The sequence below is a fragment of the Ensifer adhaerens genome (genome assembly GCF_013283195.1).
In the GTDB taxonomy this organism is placed as follows: Bacteria; Pseudomonadota; Alphaproteobacteria; order Rhizobiales; family Rhizobiaceae; genus Ensifer; species Ensifer adhaerens_G.
In genome coordinates this window covers 2086937-2107132 of sequence record NZ_JABEKT010000001.1, presented here as the reverse complement: position 1 = coordinate 2107132, position 20196 = coordinate 2086937, and the positions used below count along the sequence as shown (strand labels likewise).

General features: G+C 61.2%; 20 protein-coding genes. 7 read left to right on the top strand and 13 right to left on the bottom strand.

Going from position 1 to position 20196, the window contains the following annotated elements:
* Positions 1 to 40 precede the first annotated feature (40 nt).
* Positions 41 to 652, top strand: a complete 612-nt coding sequence (locus tag LPJGGPFB_RS10040) for a TetR family transcriptional regulator C-terminal domain-containing protein (protein ID WP_173419793.1) — start codon at positions 41 to 43, stop codon at positions 650 to 652.
* Between the two features lies 1 nt (position 653).
* Here LPJGGPFB_RS10040 and LPJGGPFB_RS10035 read toward each other — a convergent pair whose 3' ends face one another.
* Entirely contained in the window at positions 654 to 1100 is a 447-nt protein-coding gene (locus LPJGGPFB_RS10035; RefSeq protein ID WP_173419792.1) for a hypothetical protein, read from the bottom strand.
* Between the two features lie 213 nt (positions 1101 to 1313).
* Here LPJGGPFB_RS10035 and LPJGGPFB_RS10030 point away from each other — a divergent pair, with 213 nt between their 5' ends.
* Together LPJGGPFB_RS10030 and LPJGGPFB_RS10025 are read left to right on the top strand one after the other, a co-directional pair.
* Positions 1314 to 1928 carry a cytochrome b gene (locus LPJGGPFB_RS10030; RefSeq protein WP_173419791.1) on the top strand — a complete coding sequence of 205 codons (615 nt, stop codon included), beginning with the start codon at positions 1314 to 1316 and terminating at the stop codon, positions 1926 to 1928.
* 3 nt (positions 1929 to 1931) lie between these two features.
* Positions 1932 to 2534 carry a YceI family protein gene (locus LPJGGPFB_RS10025; protein WP_173419790.1) on the top strand — a complete coding sequence of 201 codons (603 nt, stop codon included), beginning with the start codon at positions 1932 to 1934 and terminating at the stop codon, positions 2532 to 2534.
* Between the two features lie 35 nt (positions 2535 to 2569).
* Here the strand turns inward: LPJGGPFB_RS10025 and LPJGGPFB_RS10020 are convergent, their stop codons facing one another.
* The 6 genes from LPJGGPFB_RS10020 to LPJGGPFB_RS09995 all read right to left on the bottom strand — a co-directional run bounded on the left by LPJGGPFB_RS10020 (position 2570) and on the right by LPJGGPFB_RS09995 (position 9400).
* Positions 2570 to 4024, bottom strand: a complete 1455-nt coding sequence (locus LPJGGPFB_RS10020) for an aspartate aminotransferase family protein (RefSeq protein WP_427857840.1) — start codon at positions 4022 to 4024, stop codon at positions 2570 to 2572.
* Positions 4025 to 4035: 11 nt separating this feature from the next.
* Positions 4036 to 5046 (bottom strand): NAD-dependent epimerase/dehydratase family protein, encoded by a 1011-nt coding sequence (locus tag LPJGGPFB_RS10015; RefSeq protein WP_173419788.1) that lies wholly within the window; start codon positions 5044 to 5046, stop codon positions 4036 to 4038.
* A complete protein-coding gene (locus LPJGGPFB_RS10010) occupies positions 5043 to 5483 on the bottom strand; it encodes an EamA family transporter (protein WP_173419787.1) in 441 nt (146 codons plus the stop codon). The genes LPJGGPFB_RS10015 and LPJGGPFB_RS10010 overlap by 4 nt, the downstream gene beginning before the upstream one ends.
* A gap of 93 nt (positions 5484 to 5576) precedes the next feature.
* Positions 5577 to 6899, bottom strand: coding sequence for an FAD-binding oxidoreductase (locus LPJGGPFB_RS10005; RefSeq protein ID WP_173421008.1), 1323 nt, complete (start codon positions 6897 to 6899; stop codon positions 5577 to 5579).
* On the bottom strand, positions 6896 to 8338 hold the full coding sequence (locus tag LPJGGPFB_RS10000) for a UbiA family prenyltransferase (protein ID WP_173419786.1): 1443 nt from the start codon (positions 8336 to 8338) through the stop codon (positions 6896 to 6898). The genes LPJGGPFB_RS10005 and LPJGGPFB_RS10000 overlap by 4 nt, the downstream gene beginning before the upstream one ends.
* 129 nt (positions 8339 to 8467) lie before the next feature.
* Positions 8468 to 9400, bottom strand: a complete 933-nt coding sequence (locus LPJGGPFB_RS09995) for an alpha/beta hydrolase (RefSeq protein WP_173419785.1) — start codon at positions 9398 to 9400, stop codon at positions 8468 to 8470.
* Positions 9401 to 9609: 209 nt separating this feature from the next.
* On the opposite strand from LPJGGPFB_RS09995, the gene parE reads away from it, so the two are divergent.
* Positions 9610 to 11673: a DNA topoisomerase IV subunit B gene (parE, locus tag LPJGGPFB_RS09990; protein ID WP_173419784.1), complete on the top strand. Its 2064-nt coding sequence runs from the start codon at positions 9610 to 9612 to the stop codon at positions 11671 to 11673.
* 74 nt (positions 11674 to 11747) lie between these two features.
* On the opposite strand, the gene LPJGGPFB_RS09985 is transcribed toward parE, so the two are convergent.
* Positions 11748 to 12227 carry a GNAT family N-acetyltransferase gene (locus LPJGGPFB_RS09985; protein WP_173421007.1) on the bottom strand — a complete coding sequence of 160 codons (480 nt, stop codon included), beginning with the start codon at positions 12225 to 12227 and terminating at the stop codon, positions 11748 to 11750.
* 242 nt (positions 12228 to 12469) lie between these two features.
* Here LPJGGPFB_RS09985 and LPJGGPFB_RS09980 point away from each other — a divergent pair, with 242 nt between their 5' ends.
* Positions 12470 to 12886 (top strand): hypothetical protein, encoded by a 417-nt coding sequence (locus tag LPJGGPFB_RS09980; RefSeq protein ID WP_173419783.1) that lies wholly within the window; start codon positions 12470 to 12472, stop codon positions 12884 to 12886.
* A gap of 93 nt (positions 12887 to 12979) precedes the next feature.
* Here the strand turns inward: LPJGGPFB_RS09980 and LPJGGPFB_RS09975 are convergent, their stop codons facing one another.
* Positions 12980 to 14119 (bottom strand): DUF2336 domain-containing protein, encoded by a 1140-nt coding sequence (locus tag LPJGGPFB_RS09975; protein WP_173419782.1) that lies wholly within the window; start codon positions 14117 to 14119, stop codon positions 12980 to 12982.
* 73 nt (positions 14120 to 14192) lie between these two features.
* Here LPJGGPFB_RS09975 and LPJGGPFB_RS09970 point away from each other — a divergent pair, with 73 nt between their 5' ends.
* On the top strand, positions 14193 to 14897 hold the full coding sequence (locus tag LPJGGPFB_RS09970) for an aldolase (protein WP_173419781.1): 705 nt from the start codon (positions 14193 to 14195) through the stop codon (positions 14895 to 14897).
* Positions 14898 to 14934: 37 nt separating this feature from the next.
* On the opposite strand, the gene LPJGGPFB_RS09965 is transcribed toward LPJGGPFB_RS09970, so the two are convergent.
* On the bottom strand, positions 14935 to 15537 hold the full coding sequence (locus tag LPJGGPFB_RS09965) for a flavin reductase family protein (protein ID WP_173419780.1): 603 nt from the start codon (positions 15535 to 15537) through the stop codon (positions 14935 to 14937).
* A complete protein-coding gene (locus tag LPJGGPFB_RS09960) occupies positions 15537 to 16121 on the bottom strand; it encodes a nitroreductase family protein (RefSeq protein WP_173419779.1) in 585 nt (194 codons plus the stop codon). Before LPJGGPFB_RS09960 ends, LPJGGPFB_RS09965 begins: the two co-directional genes overlap by 1 nt.
* A gap of 99 nt (positions 16122 to 16220) precedes the next feature.
* On the opposite strand from LPJGGPFB_RS09960, the gene LPJGGPFB_RS09955 reads away from it, so the two are divergent.
* Complete coding sequence (locus LPJGGPFB_RS09955) at positions 16221 to 17225, top strand: hypothetical protein (protein WP_173419778.1); 1005 nt, start codon at positions 16221 to 16223, stop codon at positions 17223 to 17225.
* Between the two features lie 45 nt (positions 17226 to 17270).
* Here the strand turns inward: LPJGGPFB_RS09955 and LPJGGPFB_RS09950 are convergent, their stop codons facing one another.
* The gene (locus tag LPJGGPFB_RS09950; RefSeq protein ID WP_173419777.1) at positions 17271 to 18110 is read right to left on the bottom strand and encodes a lysophospholipid acyltransferase family protein; all 840 of its coding nucleotides are present in this window, start codon (positions 18108 to 18110) and stop codon (positions 17271 to 17273) included.
* Positions 18111 to 18205: 95 nt separating this feature from the next.
* Complete coding sequence (gene thrS, locus LPJGGPFB_RS09945; protein ID WP_173419776.1) at positions 18206 to 20188, bottom strand: threonine--tRNA ligase; 1983 nt, start codon at positions 20186 to 20188, stop codon at positions 18206 to 18208.
* Positions 20189 to 20196: the final 8 nt, after the last annotated feature.

Sequence of the window (20196 nt, the reverse complement as noted above, 5' to 3'; positions counted from 1 at the left end):
AATCTGCGCTATGTCAACCGGATACAACCGGAGACTGAATATGGTGTACATGACCCGCCTCGCCCGGCGTGAGGCGATCATCGCGGCGGCCATTGCCGTCATGCTGAAGGACGGCTTTGACGGGATGACGACACGGCGGGTAGCCGCCGAAATGGGAGCGGCAAACGGCATCATCCACCATCACTTCAAGACCGCAAGCGAACTCAAATGTGCGGCCTTCCAGCATTACGAGGCTGCGGCCCGGGCCGAATTCGTGAAGATGAGGCCGACGCTCGCAGCGACGTCGGCACTCAAGCTCTTCGTCAGCGACCACACGGACAACGCGCGCGAGAACGGCATGCGCTTCTGGGCGGAGGCATGGAGGGCGGCCCAGGCCGACATCGCGTTGGCAGAGGCTTACGCTGAGGCCGTTTCCTGTTGGCATCGCCTTCTCTGTGACATCATCGCGGATGGCATTGCAGCCGATGAATTCCGCACAGGCGCCGTGTCGGAAACGATCGCGTGGCGGATCCTCGGTCTCGGTATTGGCCTTTCCAGCATGGCGGTGCTGCCGGTGCCCCTGCTGTCGCCGCCAGCCGTCCGCAATCTCATGATGCAGACCGTGACCGACGACCTCGGCATCGCGCTTCAGGAGATGACCGGGGCACCCTGACTTACGCCTTCACCGCAAGCGCCCTGCGGATTTCCGCCAGGTGCCGCCGGTCGAACAAATTGAACACCTCGTCACCCACCAACCGGTGGACGTCCTGGATATGGGGATAGGCGTTCTCGGCCTCGCCGAGTGCCAGGTAAGAGCGTGCAATGGTCATCGATGCGAGCGGCTGGCGCAGTGAAAGCGTCCACGCACGAACAAGCTTCGAAACGGCGATGCTGTCGCGGTGACGACCGACGTCGTGAAGCGCAGCGCCATAACCACCCTTGACCCAATAATAGAGATCTTCCCCCTCGAAATTTGCGTCCGCCAGTTGCGCGGCCAGCCGCCACTGTTCGAGCGCGTCCTCGAACCGGCGCTCCGTCCCCAGTGCAATGCCGGCGTTTGCGTGGTCCAACACCACGTTTTCAAGTGGGATCAACTGGTGTGTCGGCTTATTCTCGGTCATGATTGATGTTCCGCGATAGGTTGGATTTTTGCAGAGACCAGACCAGCCAGCCCGCGGCCTGATCACAAGCAAATGAGGCGTCTTTCGCGCGCATCAACGTAAACGGCCCGCAGATTTACGGTATCGTCGGCGAATAAAAGCCAGGGCCTGTGGGTCCCATCCGAGCGACCAGAGCGAAGTCTTGGACTTCGTCTGAAATCGCGGGAGCTTGCCATGCTGCGAAACAGCAGATCGACATTCGGCTGGGTGACGATCGTCCTCCATTGGGCGATCGCCGCCTTGATCCTTGGCCTGATCGCGCTCGGCTTCGCCATGCGAAGACTATCGCTGGATCCGGCGTTGCAATTCTCACTCTACCAATGGCACAAATCGTTCGGATTTACCGTGCTTGCTCTCGCGGCGCTTCGGGCCGCCTGGCATCTCCTGGAGCGGAAACCAGAGGCGACCGCGGGCCTTTCGCCACTTGAACGGCAGGCATCGGCAACAACGCATGTTGTGCTGATCGTTCTCACCTTGGCGGTGCCCCTTGCCGGCTGGGCGGTCGCGTCGACATCGACCCTGAACATTCCGAGCTTCTATTTCGACTGGTTCGTCATCCCGCATCTGCCGATGGCGAAATCAGAGGCGGCCGAGACCGTCTGGACGTCAACGCACGCGATCCTGGCCTACGTGATGCTCACCCTCGTCCTCGTCCACGCCCTGGCCGCTCTCTACCACCACATCATCAGGCGCGATGAGGTTCTGGCCCGCATGTTGACGTTGCGGCAGCGGCGTCACGGCGAAATCGAGAAAGCCAGCGGCGCGCCCCTGGTTGCCAAGAGGAAATAACCCATGATCATGCAGAAATCGAAACCATCGCCAGCAGCATTGGCACTTTGTATCGTGCTCACGAGCGCGTCTGGACCAGGTATTGCCAGAGCCAGTGCCCCGCAACTCCAGGACGCTGCCGGCAACTACGGCATTACCGGGGCGTCACGCGTTCATTTTTCCGTCGCCCAAGTCGGTGGCGGCGGCATTGTCGGCGACTTCGGCAAATTCTCAGGCAATTTTCGCATAGACGGCAACAATATCAGCCGCTCGTCAGTCGAGTTCACGCTCTATCCCGAAAGTGTCGAGACGGGAGAAAGCCGCGTCGAAGACTTTCTGAAGTCGAGCGCAGTCTTCGACAGCGCAACCTACCGCACCGTCACCTTCCGGTCGACCAGCATCACGCAGACCGGCCCTGACTCAGCCGCTGTCGAAGGCACCCTGACCGCGCGCGGCAAAACCCGGAAGGAACGTTTCTCGGTAAAGCTGACGGACTGGAACAGCCGCTCGATCTCGTTCATGATCCGGGGCAGCATCTTTCGCTCGCCCTACGGCATGGACGTCGGCACACCGATCTATTCCAACGTCGTCGAATTCGACATGAACATAAAGGGGCAGAAGCACTAAGCGCCCTGCCCCCTCTCAATCGATTGCGAACGCTATCAGCTGCCGATCTGACTGCCGACGAAGTCCTTGACGATACGCACGATCCCACGGCCCAGGAGCGCGTCGAGCGCGGCAATGAACTGGTCGACATGAGAACGTTCGCAGATCAGCGGCGGCTCAAGGCGGATGACGTTGCGATTGTATTCGGTAAACGCGACAAGCACATCGTAGTCGCGCAGAAGCAAGGCGCCGATGAAGCCCGAGAGCGATCCCTTCAGCTTGTCGTCGAGCACGGAAACCACGGGACGCAGTACCATCGGCAATGTCTGACTGAAATCCTGGAACTCCAGGCCAACCATCAGGCCCTTGCCGCGCACATCCTTGATGATCTTCGGATACTTCTCCTTCAACGCCTGCAGACGCTCAAGCAGATAGTCGCCGCTGTCGGCGGCGCGATCGATCAGATGATCGTCGTAGAGCACGTTGATGCCCTCGATCGCTGTGACGCAGGCTTCACCCATGCCGCCGAACGTCGCCATGGCGTGGATCATCGCCGTCTTCGATGTGCCATAGGCTTTCATGTAGACTTCGCGCCGCGCGATCATCGCGCCAACCGCCGCCTTGCCAGCGCCGAGCGACTTGGCGAGAGCGGTAACGTCAGGCACGACGCCGTAGTGCTCGAAGGCATAGAAGCGGCCCGAGCGGCCATAACCGCATTGCACTTCGTCCGCGACCCACAGAACGCCATAGCGATCGCACAGAGCGCGAAGCTGCTGCCAGTATTCGGCCGGTGCCTGGATGATGCCGCCGCCGCCCTGGATGGTCTCCAGCACGATCACCCCGATCTCCGGATCGGACTGGAAGGCTTTCTCCACGGCCGCGATATCAGCGAAGGGAACACGCACCGTGTTGTCAGTGAGCTTGAAATCGGCGCGGTAGAGTTGCCCGTCGGTGATGGCAAGCACCCCCTTGGTCTTGCCGTGGAAAGAATTTTCCGCATAGACGACCTTCGGTCGCTTCGGGCCGGCGGCGCGTTCGGCAAGCTTGATCGCTGCCTCCATCGCCTCGGAACCGGACGACCCGAGGAAGACCATATCGAGGTCACCGGGCGAGCAGGCTGCGATGTTCTTGGCGAGCGCTGCGGCATATTGCGACATGAAGGCGATGGCGATCTCGTGGCGCTTCTCGTCCTGGAACTTCTGACGCGCTTCGAGAATGCGCGGGTGGTTGTGGCCAAAGGCCAGCGAGCCGAAGCCGCCGAAGAAATCGAGGATCTTCCGGCCGTTCTGGTCGGTGTAATACATGCCCTCGGCGCTTTCGATCTTCACCTTGTGAAAACCGAGCAGCTTCATGAAGTGCAACTGGCCTGGATTGAGGTGGTCCTTGAAGGCCGTGGTGATATCGCCGATCGACATGGCTTTCGCCTGCTCGACCGTGAGCAGGTTTGGCCTTGCGACGCCACCTTCTTGCGACGGTGCCGAGACGGCTGTGCGGTTCGGTCTATCCAGCATGGTCATTCCCCTCACTCGGCCGGTACGGCAGCGGCGTTTTGCATCGTGGCACCGGACTTCTTGGCCCGATATTCGTCATAGGCGGCAACCAGCATATCGCCGTCGTTGAACTCCGGCCGCCAGCCGAGCTGATGCTTCAGCTTGCCCGTCTCGCGCACGCACAGTTCGTCGGCAATCAGGTACTGCTCCGGATCCATGATCGGTTTGTTGATCAGATCGAAGAGTGCAAGCGTCTGCTTGACCGCAAAGGCAGGCGTCGGCAGCAGGAAGGACTTTGAGCCGGCGTGCTTGATCAGGTTGCCGAGCAGTTCGCGAACCGATGGCGGATTGTCGGAGCCGAGGTTGTAGGCCTCATTGGGCACACCGCCTTTCCAGGCAAGCCGCGCCGCTTCGGCGCAATCGAACACCGAGATGAACTGGTATGGCACCTTGCCAGAACCGATCATCGGCACCGGCAGGTTCATGTCGATCAGCTTGAACAGTTTTTCGAGAATGCCGAGACGACCGGGGCCGATGATCAGGCGCGGGCGGAAGATCGAGATGCTCATGCCCTGCTTGCGCCATTGCACGGCCAGTTGTTCTGTCGCCCACTTCGACTTTCCGTACTCGCCGAGCGGCTTTGCGGGATGGTCCTCGGTCTGCGGTGACTGAACCGTGTGGCCATAGATCATGTCGGTGGTGAACTGAACGAGGCGCGAGGCGTTCGCTACACCCATGGCCTTCATGATGTTCTCGGCGCCGTAGTAGTTGACCGGCCAGAAGAAATCCCAACGCTTCGAGCGGATCTGCAACGGCGACAGCATCTTGGCCGCCATGTTGTAGACCATGTCGTCCGGACCGATGCCGACCTTCAGCACATCGCTCACCTGCGTCACGTCGCAATGGACGAAGCGCGCGCGGCTGTAGTGCGGCAGATCGGATTTGACGATATCGGCGACGACGACATCTTCGCCGTCCTGAACGAGGCGCTGCGCCAGATGCCGCCCGACGAACCCGTCGCCACCAAAGATAATATGCTTCATGACTTGCTCCCGAAATCTGCTGTTCTTGCTCCAGCCGCATCGGCCGGCGTTTCGTCGCTATGGGAAGACATGCCCGACTGGGCGATCAGGACCGTTCCGACGCAGATGAGCGCGATGCCGGCGATGCGCCAGGCATTGAGATCCTCGCGGAAAACAAAGTAGGCGAAGATCGCGACCGCCACGTAGGCCAGGCTCAGGAACGGATAGGCGAAGGAAAGCTCCACCTTCGACAGCACGTAGAGATGCGATGCCATGGAGATGACGAAGGTCGCGAGCCCCGCAAAGACCCATGGATTGAAAACGATCTGGAACAGGCGAACGATCGCCGTCTCTGCCGTCATCGAGATCGGCCCGAGCGACATCATGCCCTGCTTCAGCATCAGCTGTGCGGCCGCATTGGTCAGCACAGTGAAGAGAATGAATGGAATATATTTCATAGTTTTACTCCCAGTCCCGGGAAATGAACTACACGCAAGAGGCGCATATTCCGTGAAGTTCGCGCATTTAATTTAATAAATTTGTCCGCATTCTCATTTTGACAAAGCCAACGCGGTGCGGCGCCAGAAGTTCGACGTCAGCGCCGGATCGCGCAACGCCTCGAGCGATCGCCAAGAAGTGAAAGACTTTTCAAAGACTTGTGAGCTCATGCGCGCATCCTTGTAAGGATTGATCGCGCCCCCGGCTTCGACAACGATCGCGTCCAAGCGGTCCAGCAGCTTTACCGTCCGTTCACCCTGATTGGCGAAGTCGAGCGTCAAGGTAAAACCAGGCCGGGGAAACGACAGCAGGCCGCGCGAGGCGACGTCCCCAAAGCGCTTCAACACCGTGAGGAAGGATGCATGTCCGGCACGACGCGCGGTGTCCATCAGGATCGCAGTGATTTCCCGGGCATTCTCGGTAGGGTAGACGCTCTGGTGCTGATAGAGCCCCTTGGGACCGTAAAGCCTGTTCCACGCGCCGATGGCATCGAGCGGATAGAAGTAGGACGTCCACGGCACCGTCGAAACGGTTTCGCCCGGCTTCTCCTTGCGGAAATAGTATTCGTTGAACGCCTTGAGCGTCGCGAAGTTGAGAAGGTTGAAAGGTGGCGAGAACGGCACCGAGAGTTTCATGCCTTTCGGCATGTCCGGAAACTCGCACGAGCCATCCGCATGATCCCCGGCGAGCAGGACCCCACGGCCCATGCGCCGTCCGGTTGCAAGCTGGTCGATCCAGGCGACGGAGTATTCATGCTCCTCGTCGACGCCGTCGACCAGACCGAAGTATTCGTCGAGACTGTTGAAACGAATGGCGTGCTGCTGAACATGTGGCGACGGCACTTTGTTGAGACGAAGGCTCACGGTCAGGATCAAACCGGTCAGCCCCATGCCGCCGATCGTGGCTGCAAACAGCTCCGGGCTTTCCTGTGGCGTGCAGGTCAAGCGTTCGCCATTGGACCGCAAAAGCGTGAAGCCGGTGACGTGATTGCCGAAGGTTCCCCGCGCATGATGGTTCTTGCCGTGAACATCGTTGGCAAGCGCGCCGCCGATCGTGACGAAAGCCGTGCCGGGCGTCACCGGAAGAAAGAAACGATGGGGAATGGCACGTGCAAGAACGTCGCCAAGGGTAATGCCCGCCTCGCAGGTCATCATGCCGGTGCCGGGGTCGAACGCGAGTATGCGGGCGTGGCGGCGATTGTCGATCAGTACGCCCAGATCGTTGTGGCAGCTGTCGCCATAGCTGCGACCGTTGCCGAACGGGAGGAACGTCTCCGGCTCGATCGAACCTATGCGATCTTCGTAGTCGTCCGGCGAAATGCCCTGCCGCGGCCGGCGATCGAGCCGGCCCCAGCTTTCGTAATCTTGCGTGTTCATTGCGGCCCGACAGCTCCGAAAAGGATGAGTAACGCCCCGACCAGCATGGTCAGCTGGCTGCGCCAGTCGCGCATGATGAAAACGACAGGATCCTCGTGCAGCATGCCACGACGTGCAAGCATCCAGATTCGCAACAGCATATAGAGCACCAGCGGGCAGAGCGGCCACAACGCCCACGGCGTCGTATACATTTCCTGCAGTTCCTTGCTGTGCACATAGAGCGCAAGCACCAGGGCCGAGGTGAAGGCTGAGGCCACGCCTGCCTGCCCGACCATTTCGAAATCGACCGCGAGGTAACCACGGCCAGGAACGGCGCCACCATCCTTGTCGTCGAATTCATGCAGTTCAACGTAGCGCTTCACCAGCGCCAGGCTCAGGAAGAAGAAGATCGCAAAGGACACCAGCCAGAAGGAGAGCTCCGTTCCGGTCGCAGCGGCGCCGGCGACGATACGGGTGGTATAGAGGCCGGCGAGCGTGAAGACGTCGACGAGAAGCTTGCGCTTGAGCACGAAGGTGTAAGCCGTCGTCGCGCAGGCATAAAAAGCGAGTACGCAGGCAAATTTCCAGGGAAGCAGAAAGGTCAGCGAAACCGAGGCGAGGATCAGGCAGACTGCCAGCATCAATGCTGTCGGCACCGACATCTGACCGCTGGCCAGCGGCCGGTTGCGCTTCTTTGCGTGCCGCCGGTCGTTCGCGAGATCGGACAGATCGTTGATCACGTAGACAGCGGAGGCGAGGAAGCTGAACGCGAAGAATGCAATTGTGACGCTCAGCAGCGCATCGAGATGCAGCACTTCGTGATTGAGGATCATCGGCACGCCGATCAGCACGTTCTTCGCCCACTGATGAACCCGGATCGACTTCAGCGGGGCAAGCATGCTGACCTTGCCGGTGTCGAGCTTCTCGGCGTCGTGGTTGCGGCGCCATTTCTCGGCGGCCGCATCGGGTGCCACGACGATCGCCCGGCGCGCAACTTCGAAAACCGCGATGTCGTCGCGGCTGTTGCCCATATAGTCGAAACCGCCTTTGCCGAAGCGTTCGACCAGCGCGTCACGCTTCCGGCTGCTCGTCATGTTGAGTGTCTCTGATGAATGCATGATCGACGCAAAGAGGCCAACATGTGCTGTGACGTCCTGGGCGACGGAAGCTGCCGCGCCGGTCACCAGCACAATCTCGCGTCCGTCGGCACGTTCGGCCGACAGGCGGTCCAGGACGGCCTGGCGGTACGGCCAGTCCTCCGCCTTTCGGCCCGAGCGCAGGGCAACCTCATGTTTCAGGCGTGCCTTGCCCTGCCACAACCACATGAGCATCGGCACAAGCATCAGCGGGTTGCGCAGCAGAATGATCGCGGCGCCTTCCCATAGCGTATCGGCGGCCAGCAATGTGCCGTCCAGGTCGACACACAGCGGAACCTGCCGTGTTTCGGTACGCGCATCCATGAAATATACCCCAGCAATATCTGCCGAAGATCATCGCGCCGATCGCTTTCAAAGGTGGAAACAAGCGGCCAGGTTGCAGCCGGAAATTGCCGGTCTGGTTAACAAATGCCGAGTGCTGGACGGTGCGTTTCAGCGACTGCCGATCCAGTTCAAGGCGTCGCGCCAATCGGTCATGCGAACCGGCGTTCCGTGCGAACCGGTTTCAAACAGCACGAAGCGGGTCGGGTATCCCTGCCCTTTCAACGCACCATAGAGGGCCTTCTGGCTCTCGGCCGGATAGACGCTATCCTTGCTGCCATGGCTGAAGAACATCGGCAGCCTTGCCTTGTACGCGGCACTCTTCGTGAATTCGGGATCGGCGACGCCGCCCATGATTATCATGCCGCCAAGGGCCGCAACGGCACCGGCATCTCGGGCCACACCCCAACAGATGAAGCTGCCCATGGAGGCGCAAGCCAGCACGACCGGCCGACCGCCGGAGCGCTCGGCAACAAGCTTGACCAAGCCGGCAACATCAGCCGCCCCGGCCGTATCGAACGACCGGACGCTCGGTGCATAGTAGACGCCGCCATTGGCGACAGCCAGGTTCTTCAGACGATTGAAGTTGCCACCGAACGAAAAGTCGTTGGCGCCTAGCCGCCGGTCGCCGCCTCGCCCGTGGATGAAGATTACGCTGAATGCAGCGCCCTGCTCCCGACCGACGCGTGTTACATCAAGAGAACGCCCACCGATTTCGATAGTTTCGTTGACTTGATCTCCCTTGACGCCAAGCGAAACGAAGGCGCGCTTGACCCGCCGCTCCGGAATTTCGTCACGCCCGTTGATGTCGCGCAATTCCTGATAATCGACGACGCGGTAGTCGCCATTGTCGCTCTGCTCAAGCACTGTGCCGTAGGAAAACAGATCATCCTTGTATGGCTTCAACACCTGCGCCGCGGCGGAAGCAGCGGCCCCGGCAACAAGCCCGAAGGACAGCACGATGGCGCTAAGACGACGAAAGCAAAAATGAGCTGTGGACACGGACAACGAAGGGCTCCCTGGTTCGTCGCAAAGCCTTGCCATCGGCTCGGCACCAAAGCAACAGTTGGTGACAGGTGCCAACGCTCAGGCATTATTTTGCAGGCATTCGGCGCCGCCATTCTCCTTTTGTTCGCACAATCGGCAAGAGTCTGGCAGAATTCGGGTGATTCGAATGACTGGGGATGGCGACAAGACCGCGGTCTTGCTATGGCCTTGACACCTCCGCACGACAGGAATGATCTAGACGCCCCATGGACGACAGCAACGACCTCTTCTCTGCAATGCCCGAACAACCGAAGCCCGTTGCGCCGGAAGCCGCGCCCGCTGCGCGAGCGGCACCGGTCCCGCGTGAAGAACCGCGCCCTGCCCCCAAGAACAGCGGCAGCGACGACTACGACGCTTCGGCAATCGAGGTGTTGGAAGGGCTGGAGCCGGTCCGTCGGCGTCCGGGCATGTATATCGGCGGCACCGACGAAAAGGCGCTGCACCATCTCTTCGCCGAAGTCATCGACAATTCGATGGACGAAGCGGTGGCGGGCCATGCCAACTTCATCGACGTCCATCTCGATGCCGACGGCTATCTGTCGGTGACCGACAACGGCCGCGGTATTCCGGTCGAAAACCACCCCAAATTCCCCGGAAAATCGACGCTCGAAGTCGTCATGACGGTGCTGCATGCGGGCGGCAAGTTCGATGGCAAGGCGTACGAGACCTCCGGCGGTCTGCACGGCGTCGGCGTTTCCGTGGTGAACGCGCTTTCGGACGATCTGGAGGTCGAGGTCGCCAGAAACCGCAAGCTTTATCGTCAGCGCTTTTCGCGCGGCGTACCGCAGGGCGGGCTGGAAGAACTGGGTGACGTCCACAATCGGCGCGGAACGCGGGTTCGCTTTCATCCCGATCCGCAGATCTTCGGACCGCATGCCCGCTTCGAGCCGGCGCGGCTGTTCCGTATGGCCCGCTCCAAGGCCTATCTGTTCGGCGGCGTCGAGATCCGCTGGTCGTGCGATCCGTCGCTGCTGCTGGAAGGTTCCGAAATTCCGGATCGGGCGGTGTTCCATTTCCCGGGCGGCCTGAAGGACTATCTCGCCGCCACGCTCGGCAAGGAATTCACTGTCACTCGCGAGATCTTTGCCGGCAAATCCGAGAAGTCGAACGGCCACGGCTCGCTCGAATGGGCGGTCACCTGGTACGGCGGCGACCAGCAGGTCCATTCCTATTGCAACACCATTCCCACACCCGAAGGCGGGACGCACGAGGCGGGTTTCCGCATCGCGCTCACCAAGGGTCTGAAGAACTACGCCGAGCTGACGCAGAACAAGCGTGCCGCGATCATCACCACCGATGACGTGATGATTTCAGCCGCCGGCATGCTGTCGGTTTTCATCCGCGAACCGGAATTCGTCGGCCAGACGAAGGACAAGCTGGCAACCGTCGAGGCGCAGCGCATCGTCGAAAACGCCTTGCGCGACCCCTTCGACCATTATCTTGCCGACAATCCGGCGGAGGCTGCAAAGCTGCTCGAATGGGTGATCGAGCGTGCCGACGAGCGCGTTCGCCGCCGCAAGGAAAAGGAAGTCAACCGCAAGACCGCCGTGCGCAAGCTGCGCCTGCCCGGCAAGCTTGCCGACTGCTCGCAGAACACCGCTGATGGCGCCGAACTTTTCATCGTCGAAGGGGATTCGGCTGGCGGCTCGGCCAAGCAGGCGCGCAATCGCGCCAACCAGGCCATCCTGCCGCTGCGCGGCAAGATCCTGAACGTCGCCAGCGCCGGCCGCGAAAAGCAGGGCGCCAACCAGCAGATCGCCGACCTGATCCAGGCGCTCGGCTGTGGCACGCGCAGCAAGTACCGCGAAGAGGATCTTCGCTACGAGCGCATCGTCGTCATGACCGACGCCGACGTCGACGGCGCACATATCGCCTCGCTGCTGATCACCTTCTTCTATCAGGAGATGCCCGAGCTCATCCGCGGCGGCCACCTCTATCTCGCCGTGCCGCCGCTTTATCGCCTGAGCCAGGGCTCAAAGACGCTTTACGCGCGCGACGATGCCCATCGTGAAGAACTGATGCGCACCGAATTCAACGGTCGCGGCAAGGTGGAAGTCGGCCGTTTCAAGGGTCTTGGCGAGATGCTGCCGGCCCAGCTCAAGGAAACGACGATGGACCCGAAGTTCCGCACGCTGCTGAAGGTGCAGATCGACGACGTCGATTTCGAAGGCACGCGCGAAGCCGTCGACAACCTGATGGGTACGAAGGCTGACGCACGCTTTCGCTTTATCCAGGAGCGGGCAGTGTTCGCCGACAATCTCGACATCTGATCGACCGATCCGTCGCGGTGCCTATCTGCCTGCAGGCAGACGGGCACCCGCTGTGGCGCCAGAAGCGACAAGGCCTATCCGTCGAGATCAGCCGGCTGCAGCACCTTCTCCATGAACAGGCTTAGCGGGTCCAGCTGATAGCCGCCGAAAGGCGGACGCTCGACATATCCGCTGTTTCTGTAAAGTCCGATTGCTTCCGGTTGGTGAATGCCGGTTTCAAGTCGGATCACGTCAAGCCCGATGCTCACGGCGTGATGCTCGAGTGTCTGTAAAAGGTGCTTGCCGACTTTCAGCCCCCGCGCTTGCGGATCGACGAACATGCGCTTGATCTCCGCCGTGCCATCGCCGGCTTCCACCAGCGCGCAGCAACCGACGATCGCCCCGTCGAAGCGGGCAACAAAGAATGATACGTCCGGCTGCTCCAGCGCCGATACATCGACAAGATGATTGCTTTCGGCGGGATAGAGCGAGGCGGCATAGGCGTCCGACATCTCCAGGAGGCGCAGGATTTCCGGCTGCCGCGGCGGCTCTTCGGCAATCGTGACTTCAGGCAATTTTTGATCCATGGCTGATTCTGAGTTCTGGTACGGTTCGCGGAAGAAACTACGGTCGGGCGTATCGGGAGCCAATACGTCAAATTGCGCAACAAACGGACCTGCCCCATCAATCCGAATGACGCGACGAAACAAATTGTTTCTGCGCATTCAAGCCATCGCCCCATTTCAGGAAGAATCACACAGGCATAAGTTGACGTCAGAAAACGCACAATCATGCACCAGATGGACACAGCCAGACCATGAAAGCCGCCCTGATCGTCATGACCATTCTTGGCTGTGACCACGACGTGAACCAGTGCCAATATATTTCGACCGTGGATGGGGCATGGCCCTCAATCGCGCAGTGCGATACGGATTCGCAGAAGCAGCTGCCACGCTTCTCCAACGCCAACTATCCGGTGGTCGTTGCCGTCTGCGAGAGTTCCGGCCCCGGCCTTGCAACCAACGAACCGCAGCAGGAGGTGGCTGCTCCGCTACCACGGCCCGAGACGCCATTGCCTCAGGCGACCGAGACGCAACCAGGTCTGCCTAAACGGGCATTGGAATTTCTCTCAGGCGCCGTCCCAGACCGCGAGAAGTTGAAGAACCTCGTCAGCAAGCCGGTTCACTATATCGAGGACGGTTACTCCTGGGTGGCGCGGCGGTTCACCGACTGACGCAGGAAGGCGAGATCAGCATCAACGCGTATGCCGGCGGCGTGACCCCAACGAAGCTGTAGCCCCTTCGGCTTCAACTTCGGTGAGGCAACGTCAGGCGGCTTGGCGCGCGGCCAATTGAGCATAGTCGCGAGCAGACTGCCGCTGCTCGGCAAAGGCCAGTCGCTCAAGAATTTCCGCCATTGCATTGCATGCCGGCGAAGACGCACCTTGGCCGCGCAGGCTTGTAAGCAGCGCCGAGCAGACGGAGGCGCGGCAATCGTCAGCACCCGTATTGCCATCCCTGCGCCAAAGAAGGACCGCTTCGGCAAACGCTTCGCTGACGTCGCGCCCGAGACCGGCGCTCTCGAACAACGCGCGGATCGAATGAATACGGCCGCCCGAAAGGATCGAGCGAACGCGCTTTTCCGCAACGCCGGAGAGGTCGACGATCGCGGCCGAGAAAAACTCCGCCCGGCCCGTGACAAGTGCGTGCAGCAGGAAGGCCGGCGTCAGACGGCCGGTTTCGCGCAGATGGGCGACGAGGTTCGGCAATTCGTTCACTGCCAGGGCACCAGCCATGCCGACCGCTGCGACATCACAGGCCTCGCGCGTGACGCGCTCTACCCGTGACGTGCCTATCGCCATCTGGACCAGGCCGAATGCGGCAAGGGCTGCCCCAACCTCTTCGACAAGCGCGTGCCGCGCGTCACCTGGAAGATCAGCACGATCAAGCAGAAGGTCGCGGACGGATGCGGAATGGCCGAGGCGGTCGGCAATCCGCTTCAACGACCGGCGCGACAGTTGCGCGCCGGCGTTTTCCAGCAGGATCAGCATTTCTTCTTCACCGCCGATTTCAGCGATAGCGGCTGAGACCGAGCGGGAAACGAACGTACGCGCCGCAATCAGCGCCCGCGTTTCGACCGAGCCGCGGGCAGCAAGATCGACAAGATCATCGTCCGTCAGAACGGGCGAGCGGGAAATGACGATATAGGCGATCTCAGGCTGGTCTTCGGCAAGGCCGAGAACGATGGCGCGCGGAACATCGGACGATGCGGCAAGCACGTCCGCCAGAGCGAAGCGCACCTTTGGCGAGGGATCGTCGAGCAGAAAGGTCATGGCCATTTCGGCGGCCTGACGATCTATGCCGTTCATCTGCGCGTCGACATACGCCCGGCCGAGGGCTCGTGCAGCGCGAGCTCGATCGCCCGTTCTCGCCGTTTCCACCCAGCGAAGAAATGCTTGTATGATCACCGACGCCCCACTAGACACCCAAAGCCACCTGATGTTGGAAGCCTAGCCGGCAAAGGTTTAAGATTGGTTCACCATGTCCGTTAACCGCTTCAAAACCATGAAGCCGCTGCTGTTTCAGGGCGCCGAAGCGCCTGTCCTCACATCCTCTGTCTTCGGAAGTGTTGATGGCCTCATTGTCGAACTCAGGTTTGGTGGCGACGCGCTTGCTCGACCAGCGGGCGTCGTGAGAAGCGCCTTGCGCATCTTCACACGGATCCCTCCGATCAACCGCGTGACGGAGGACGCACTCTTCGCGCTGCTTCGCAACGATATTGACGGCGTCTTGCTCTCCGAATGCCGGAGCCGTGCGGACGTGCAGAAGCTCGACGTCATGTTGCGTGTCGCAGAGGCAAGCACCGGTTCTCGTCCGCAACAGATCGCTATCCTTGCCGAATATGGTGCCGTCCCGGAAAGCGTGCTTTCACCCTACTCCCTTCACGAAAGCTCACCACGTCTCGAAGGACTTGTGTTCGACGGCCAAAAGCTAGCGGCGGCGACAGGCTGCGAACCACTCCCGGTACGGCAGGACCAGGTCACGGCGGCGCCTGTTGCCGCCGGGCGTGCCGCCACCGTTCTTCGCGCCCATGAAGCGGGTCTTGCCTGTTACGACGTGCTGCCGCAGACGGCCATCACTGAGCTTGCTGCCCGGCAGGCATTTGCTGCCAGCCGCGCCGATGGGTTCTCATCCGTGGTCTGCCGCTCCCCGGAGCAGGCGGCATGGCTGAATAGCGACGATTGACGCGATCGGCCGCAGGCATCAGCAAATCGAAAACGGTTCAGCGCGTCGGCCGCACCATCTGGAACACATCGCCACCGTCGCAATAATCCATGTAGCCGAGGCGGGCGAGCGGGCGCACCGTCGCCATGTCGAAACGACCGTCGCGGATTGCCTCGTCGCGAATGTGGATGCCGACGACCTGGCCGATGACGACGTAATTGTCCGAGGGCTCGCCATCGAGCCCCTTGGGCTGGAACATCTCCGTCATTCGGCATTCGAGCGCGGCATAGGCCTCGCCGACGAACGGCGCCTTTACCAGCGTTCCGTCAACGGGGGTCAGCCCGGCGATCGCAAACTCGCTCTCGCCGTGAGGCGCTGCAATCGAGGTCTTGTTGACGGCCTCGCTCAGGTTGCGGCTTGCGAAGCTGGCGGTGAACTCGCCCGTCGCCTCGATGTTGCGCACAGAGTCCTTGTAGCCGCTCGACGAGAACATCACGAGTTTTGGCCGGTCGCTGATCGCATTGAAAAAAGAATAGGGCGCGACATTCAGCGACCCGTCCGCAGCGCGGGTGCCAATCCAGCCGATCGGCCGCGGCGAGACGATGGCCTTGAACGGATCGTGCGGCAGGCCATGCCTGTTTGCGGCCGTATCGTAGAACATCAGGCTTCTTCTCCGACCCAGGTGACGATCTCGGCCAACTCCGGGCGCGGACGCTCGGTCGGCGGAACCATGGCGGTGCCGATGTGAATGAATCCGGCGACCCTTTCGCCCGGCTCGACACCGAGCAGCGGATACGCCGCTTCGTCAAAGGCGTACCATTCGGTCAGCCAGTTGGAAGCGTAGCCCAGCGCGTTGGCCGCCATCAACAAGTTGAGGCAGACGGCACCGGCCGACATCTGCTGCTCCCATTCCGGGATCTTGAAATGCGGCGCCGCTTTGCTGACCACTGCGACGACCACGGGCGCACGCGACAACCGTGTCTCTTCCACCTTGATCATTTCTTCCGAAAGATCAGGTTTCTTGGCGAGTGCCATTGTCTTCAATTCGGCGCTGATGCGGGCTCTCTCTTCGCCACGGTAAACGATGAACCGCCATGGAGCGAGCTTGCCGTGATCCGGCACGCGCGAGGCGAGCGTCAGCATTTCCTCGACTTCGGCCTTACCAGGCCCTGGTTCGCCCATCTGAAACGCGGGAATGGATCGCCGGGACGCGAGATAATCAACGAGCTTTATTTCGGTTTTCATATTGGGTGAATTCCACTATTTTGCCGCCGACCGGCAGCCACGAAAATGCCATACCGGCGTCTCAAGTGGAGTCACCCAGTCAGGAAGTCAACTGCTCTCATGCGCACCTGCCCTCGTATTTTCATTAGAACCGGTTTGGCGGTCGCACTCGCAAGCATTACCGCCGGCAGCGCCCTGGCGCAGGATGCGACCGAGGCTTTCGAGAGCTTTCCGTCGATTTCCGGAACGCGCAAGATGCCGAAGCTGACCGGCTTCAGCCCGATGACCACCGACCCGACACAGGAAGGCACGCTGAAGGACGTGAAGCTCGAGGCGCTTCTGACCGGCAAGGGCCACCCGGTCGAGGCGGGCCTGACCTGGCGGGTGTTCAGCCCCATCCCTGGAAGCGATGGCAAGCTGCCGCTGCTGGCAACGTCGGAAGGCGGATCAACGGCCTTCAGCCTGGTACCAGGCGAGTATTTCGTCAACGTCGCATTCGGACGTGCGGCCGCCACGCGCAAGATCCGCATCCCGGAAGACGGTGCGCTCGACAAACAAGTGCTGGTGCTCGATGCCGGCGGCATGACGCTGAACGCTGTCTCCGGCAGCGATGTGCGCATTCCTCCGGGCGAACTCAGCTTCTCCATCTATTCCTCCGAAACGCAGGGCGATGGTGAACGGGCGCTGATTGCCGCCGACGTGAAACCCAGCACCGTCATCCGCCTTGGCGCCGGCACCTACCATGTCAGCTCCAACTACGGCACGACAAACGCGGTGATCACCGCCGACATCCAGGTGGAAGCCGGCAAGCTCACCGAGGCGACGATCCAGCACAAGGCCGCAAAGCTGACGCTGAAGCTGGTTTCCGAAGCGGGTGGCGAAGCCATCGCCGATACCGGCTGGTCGATCCTCACTTCGGCCGGCGACATCGTCGACCAGGAGGAAGGCGCGTTCCCGACGCTCGTTCTTCTCGAGGGCAACTATACGGCCGTTGCGAGAAACAAGAACAAGATCTACCAGCGCGATTTCACGGTGAAGGCCGGCGTCAACACCGACATCGAAGTGCTGTTGACCAACGGCGGCGCCGCCGCAAGCCCGGAAGCGGCCGCGGAAGCGCAGGATTGATCTTACGGTGGAGGGCTGGCGTTAAGGCAAATGCCTCACGCCGCGTTAGCCGGCGCGCCTGAGAAAGCGACGACGCGGCGGAGCCATCGAAAACACCGCCTCATAGATCCGACCGAGCAGATCCTTGCGGTCGCCATGCGCGCAAAGCTCTTCCCATGTCAGGATATGCCCGATGCGGGCCGCGATCGTCGTACCCGACAATCTCCGGAATTCGCGGATCAGCAGTGAGATCCGGAGCGTGAGCGACACCTTGCTCGCGAGATGGAAGATGCGCCCGTTCTGCCCTTCGAAGTAGATCGGTATGACGCTGGCGCGCGCCGCCTGAATGAGCTTGGCGGGAAAGATCTTCCACGGCAGATCCTCGGCCCTACCCCAGCCCGAACGTGCCGTTGCCACCCCGCCGGCGGGAAAGATCACGATCGTCACGCCCTCTTTCAGCAGCCGCACGGCCTCATGGCGTGTAGCCATGTTCAGCGCCAGCGCTTCCTTCGTTTCCTCGAAAGACACCGGCAGCGAATAGGGCGCCATCTCCGGCACCTTCAACAGCTCGTTGTTGATCAGCACCCGGAACGGCCGGCCGAGTTGCTCGGCGAGTGCCAGAACAGCGATACCGTCGCCGATGCCGAACGGGTGATTTGCGACGATGACCAGCGGCGTGTCCGGCAAGTGGCGCGGAGGCCATTCGCCCTGAAGCCGCAGGCGCACATCGATCAGTTGCAACATCTCGCCGAAGATACGGTCGCTCTTGCCGACAATGTCGGCCCGCCAGCGGGCATAGAGCTTGGCGTATCGGTTGCGACCCGCCAAGCCTTCCATCGAGCGGATGAACCAGCGCTTCAGGCGCCGGTCATTTTCGTTTGCGTAGGACAGCTCTTTGAACTGCACGGAAGTCTCCGATGGATGGCCCGGTACAAGGCGCTGCAGTATCCGGATATTCCGCTAATATGACAGTTTACTGACAGAGCGAAGGTCCCGGGGTCTTAACCCCGGGCTTTCTTTTCCGCCTTGCGCTTGAGATCGGGCGCCGTCGCTTCGGCAGAGAGCGAAGCGATCGCCTCGTCGAGCGACATCGCCGTCTGCGCCTGTGAGCCGAGACGGCGGATGTTGACCGACCGCTCTTCCGATTCGCGCTTGCCGCAAACCACGATGACCGGAACCTTGGTCACCGAATGCTCGCGGACCTTGTAATTGATCTTCTCATTGCGGAAGTCGGTCTCGACGGTCAGCCCGGCGTCGCGCAGAAGCTCGGCGACCTCGCGACCGTAGTCGTCGGCTTCCGAGGTAATCGTCGCGACGACGACCTGCAGCGGCGAAATCCACAGCGGCATGTGGCCGGCGAAGTTTTCGATCAGAATGCCGAGGAAGCGTTCCATCGAGCCGCAGATCGCGCGGTGGATCATCACCGGCTGACGCTTTTCCGAATCCTTGTCGATATAGAAGGCGCCAAAACGTTCCGGCAGGTTGAAGTCGACCTGCGTCGTGCCACACTGCCATTCGCGGCCGATGGCGTCCTTCAGCGTATATTCGAACTTCGGACCGTAGAACGCGCCCTCACCCGGCAGGATGCCGGTCTTGATCCGGCCCTCGGACTGCGCCTCAATCGTCTTCAGCACGTCGGTCATGACGCTTTCGGCGCGATCCCAGAGCTCGTCGGAGCCGACGCGCTTTTCCGGACGAGTCGACAGCTTGACGACGACTTCCTTGAAGCCGAAGTCTTCATAGACCGACAGGATGAGATCGTTGATGCGCAGGCACTCGGCCGCCATCTGCTCATCGGTGCAGAAGACGTGCGCATCGTCCTGGGTGAAGCCGCGCACGCGCATCAGCCCGTGCAGCGCGCCCGACGGCTCGTAGCGATGAACGTTGCCGAACTCGGCCAGCCGCACCGGCAGTTCGCGGTAGGACTTCAGGCCGTGCTTGAAGATCTGGATATGACCCGGGCAGTTCATCGGCTTCAACGCGAAGACGCGCTCATCGTCGGTGTCATCGCCGGCAACGGTCACCTTGAACATGTTGTCGCGGTACCAACCCCAGTGGCCCGAGGTTTCCCACAGCGACTTGTCGAGCACCTGCGGTGCGTTGACTTCCTGGTAGGTATTGGCAAGCCGCCGGCGCATGTAGGCCGTCAGCGTCTGGAACAGACGCCAGCCCTTGCCATGCCAGAACACGACGCCGGGACCTTCTTCCTGGAAATGGAAGAGATCCATCTCGCGGCCGAGGCGACGGTGGTCGCGCTTTTCCGCTTCGGCCAGGATGTGCAGGTACTGGTCGAGCTCTTCCTGCGTATGCCAGGCGGTGCCGTAGATGCGGGTCAGCATCGGGTTGTTGCTGTCACCGCGCCAATAGGCGCCGGCAACCTTCATCAGCTTGAAGGCCGTGCCGATCTGGCCGGTGGACGCCAGGTGCGGGCCACGGCAGAGGTCGAACCAGTCGCCCTGGTAGTAGATCTTCAGATCCTGGCCTTCCGGGATCGCGTCGACGAGCTCGACCTTGTAGGCCTCGCCCTTGTCGGCAAACACCTGGCGTGCCTTGTCGCGCGACCAGACTTCCCGGGTAAACGGCTTGTTGCGGGCGATGATTTCCTTCATCCGCTTCTCGATGACCGGCAGGTCGTCGGGCGTGAAGGGCTCGTTCTTGGCAAAGTCGTAGTAGAAGCCGTTGTCGATCACCGGCCCGATGGTCACCTGCGTACCGGGCCACAGCTCCTGCACGGCTTCCGCCATCACGTGTGCCGCATCGTGACGGATCAGCTCAAGCGAACGCTTGTCGTCGCGGGTGACGATTTCGATGCGGCCATCGGCGATAGTGTCGGACAGGTCGCGCAGCTCGCCGTCGAGCGCAATGGCGACAGCCTTCTTGGCCAGTGACTTCGAAATCGACTCGGCGACATCGCGCCCGGTCGTGCCCGGGGCGTATTCGCGGACGGAGCCATCAGGAAATGTAAGGGAAACGGGATTCGACATCATGATCT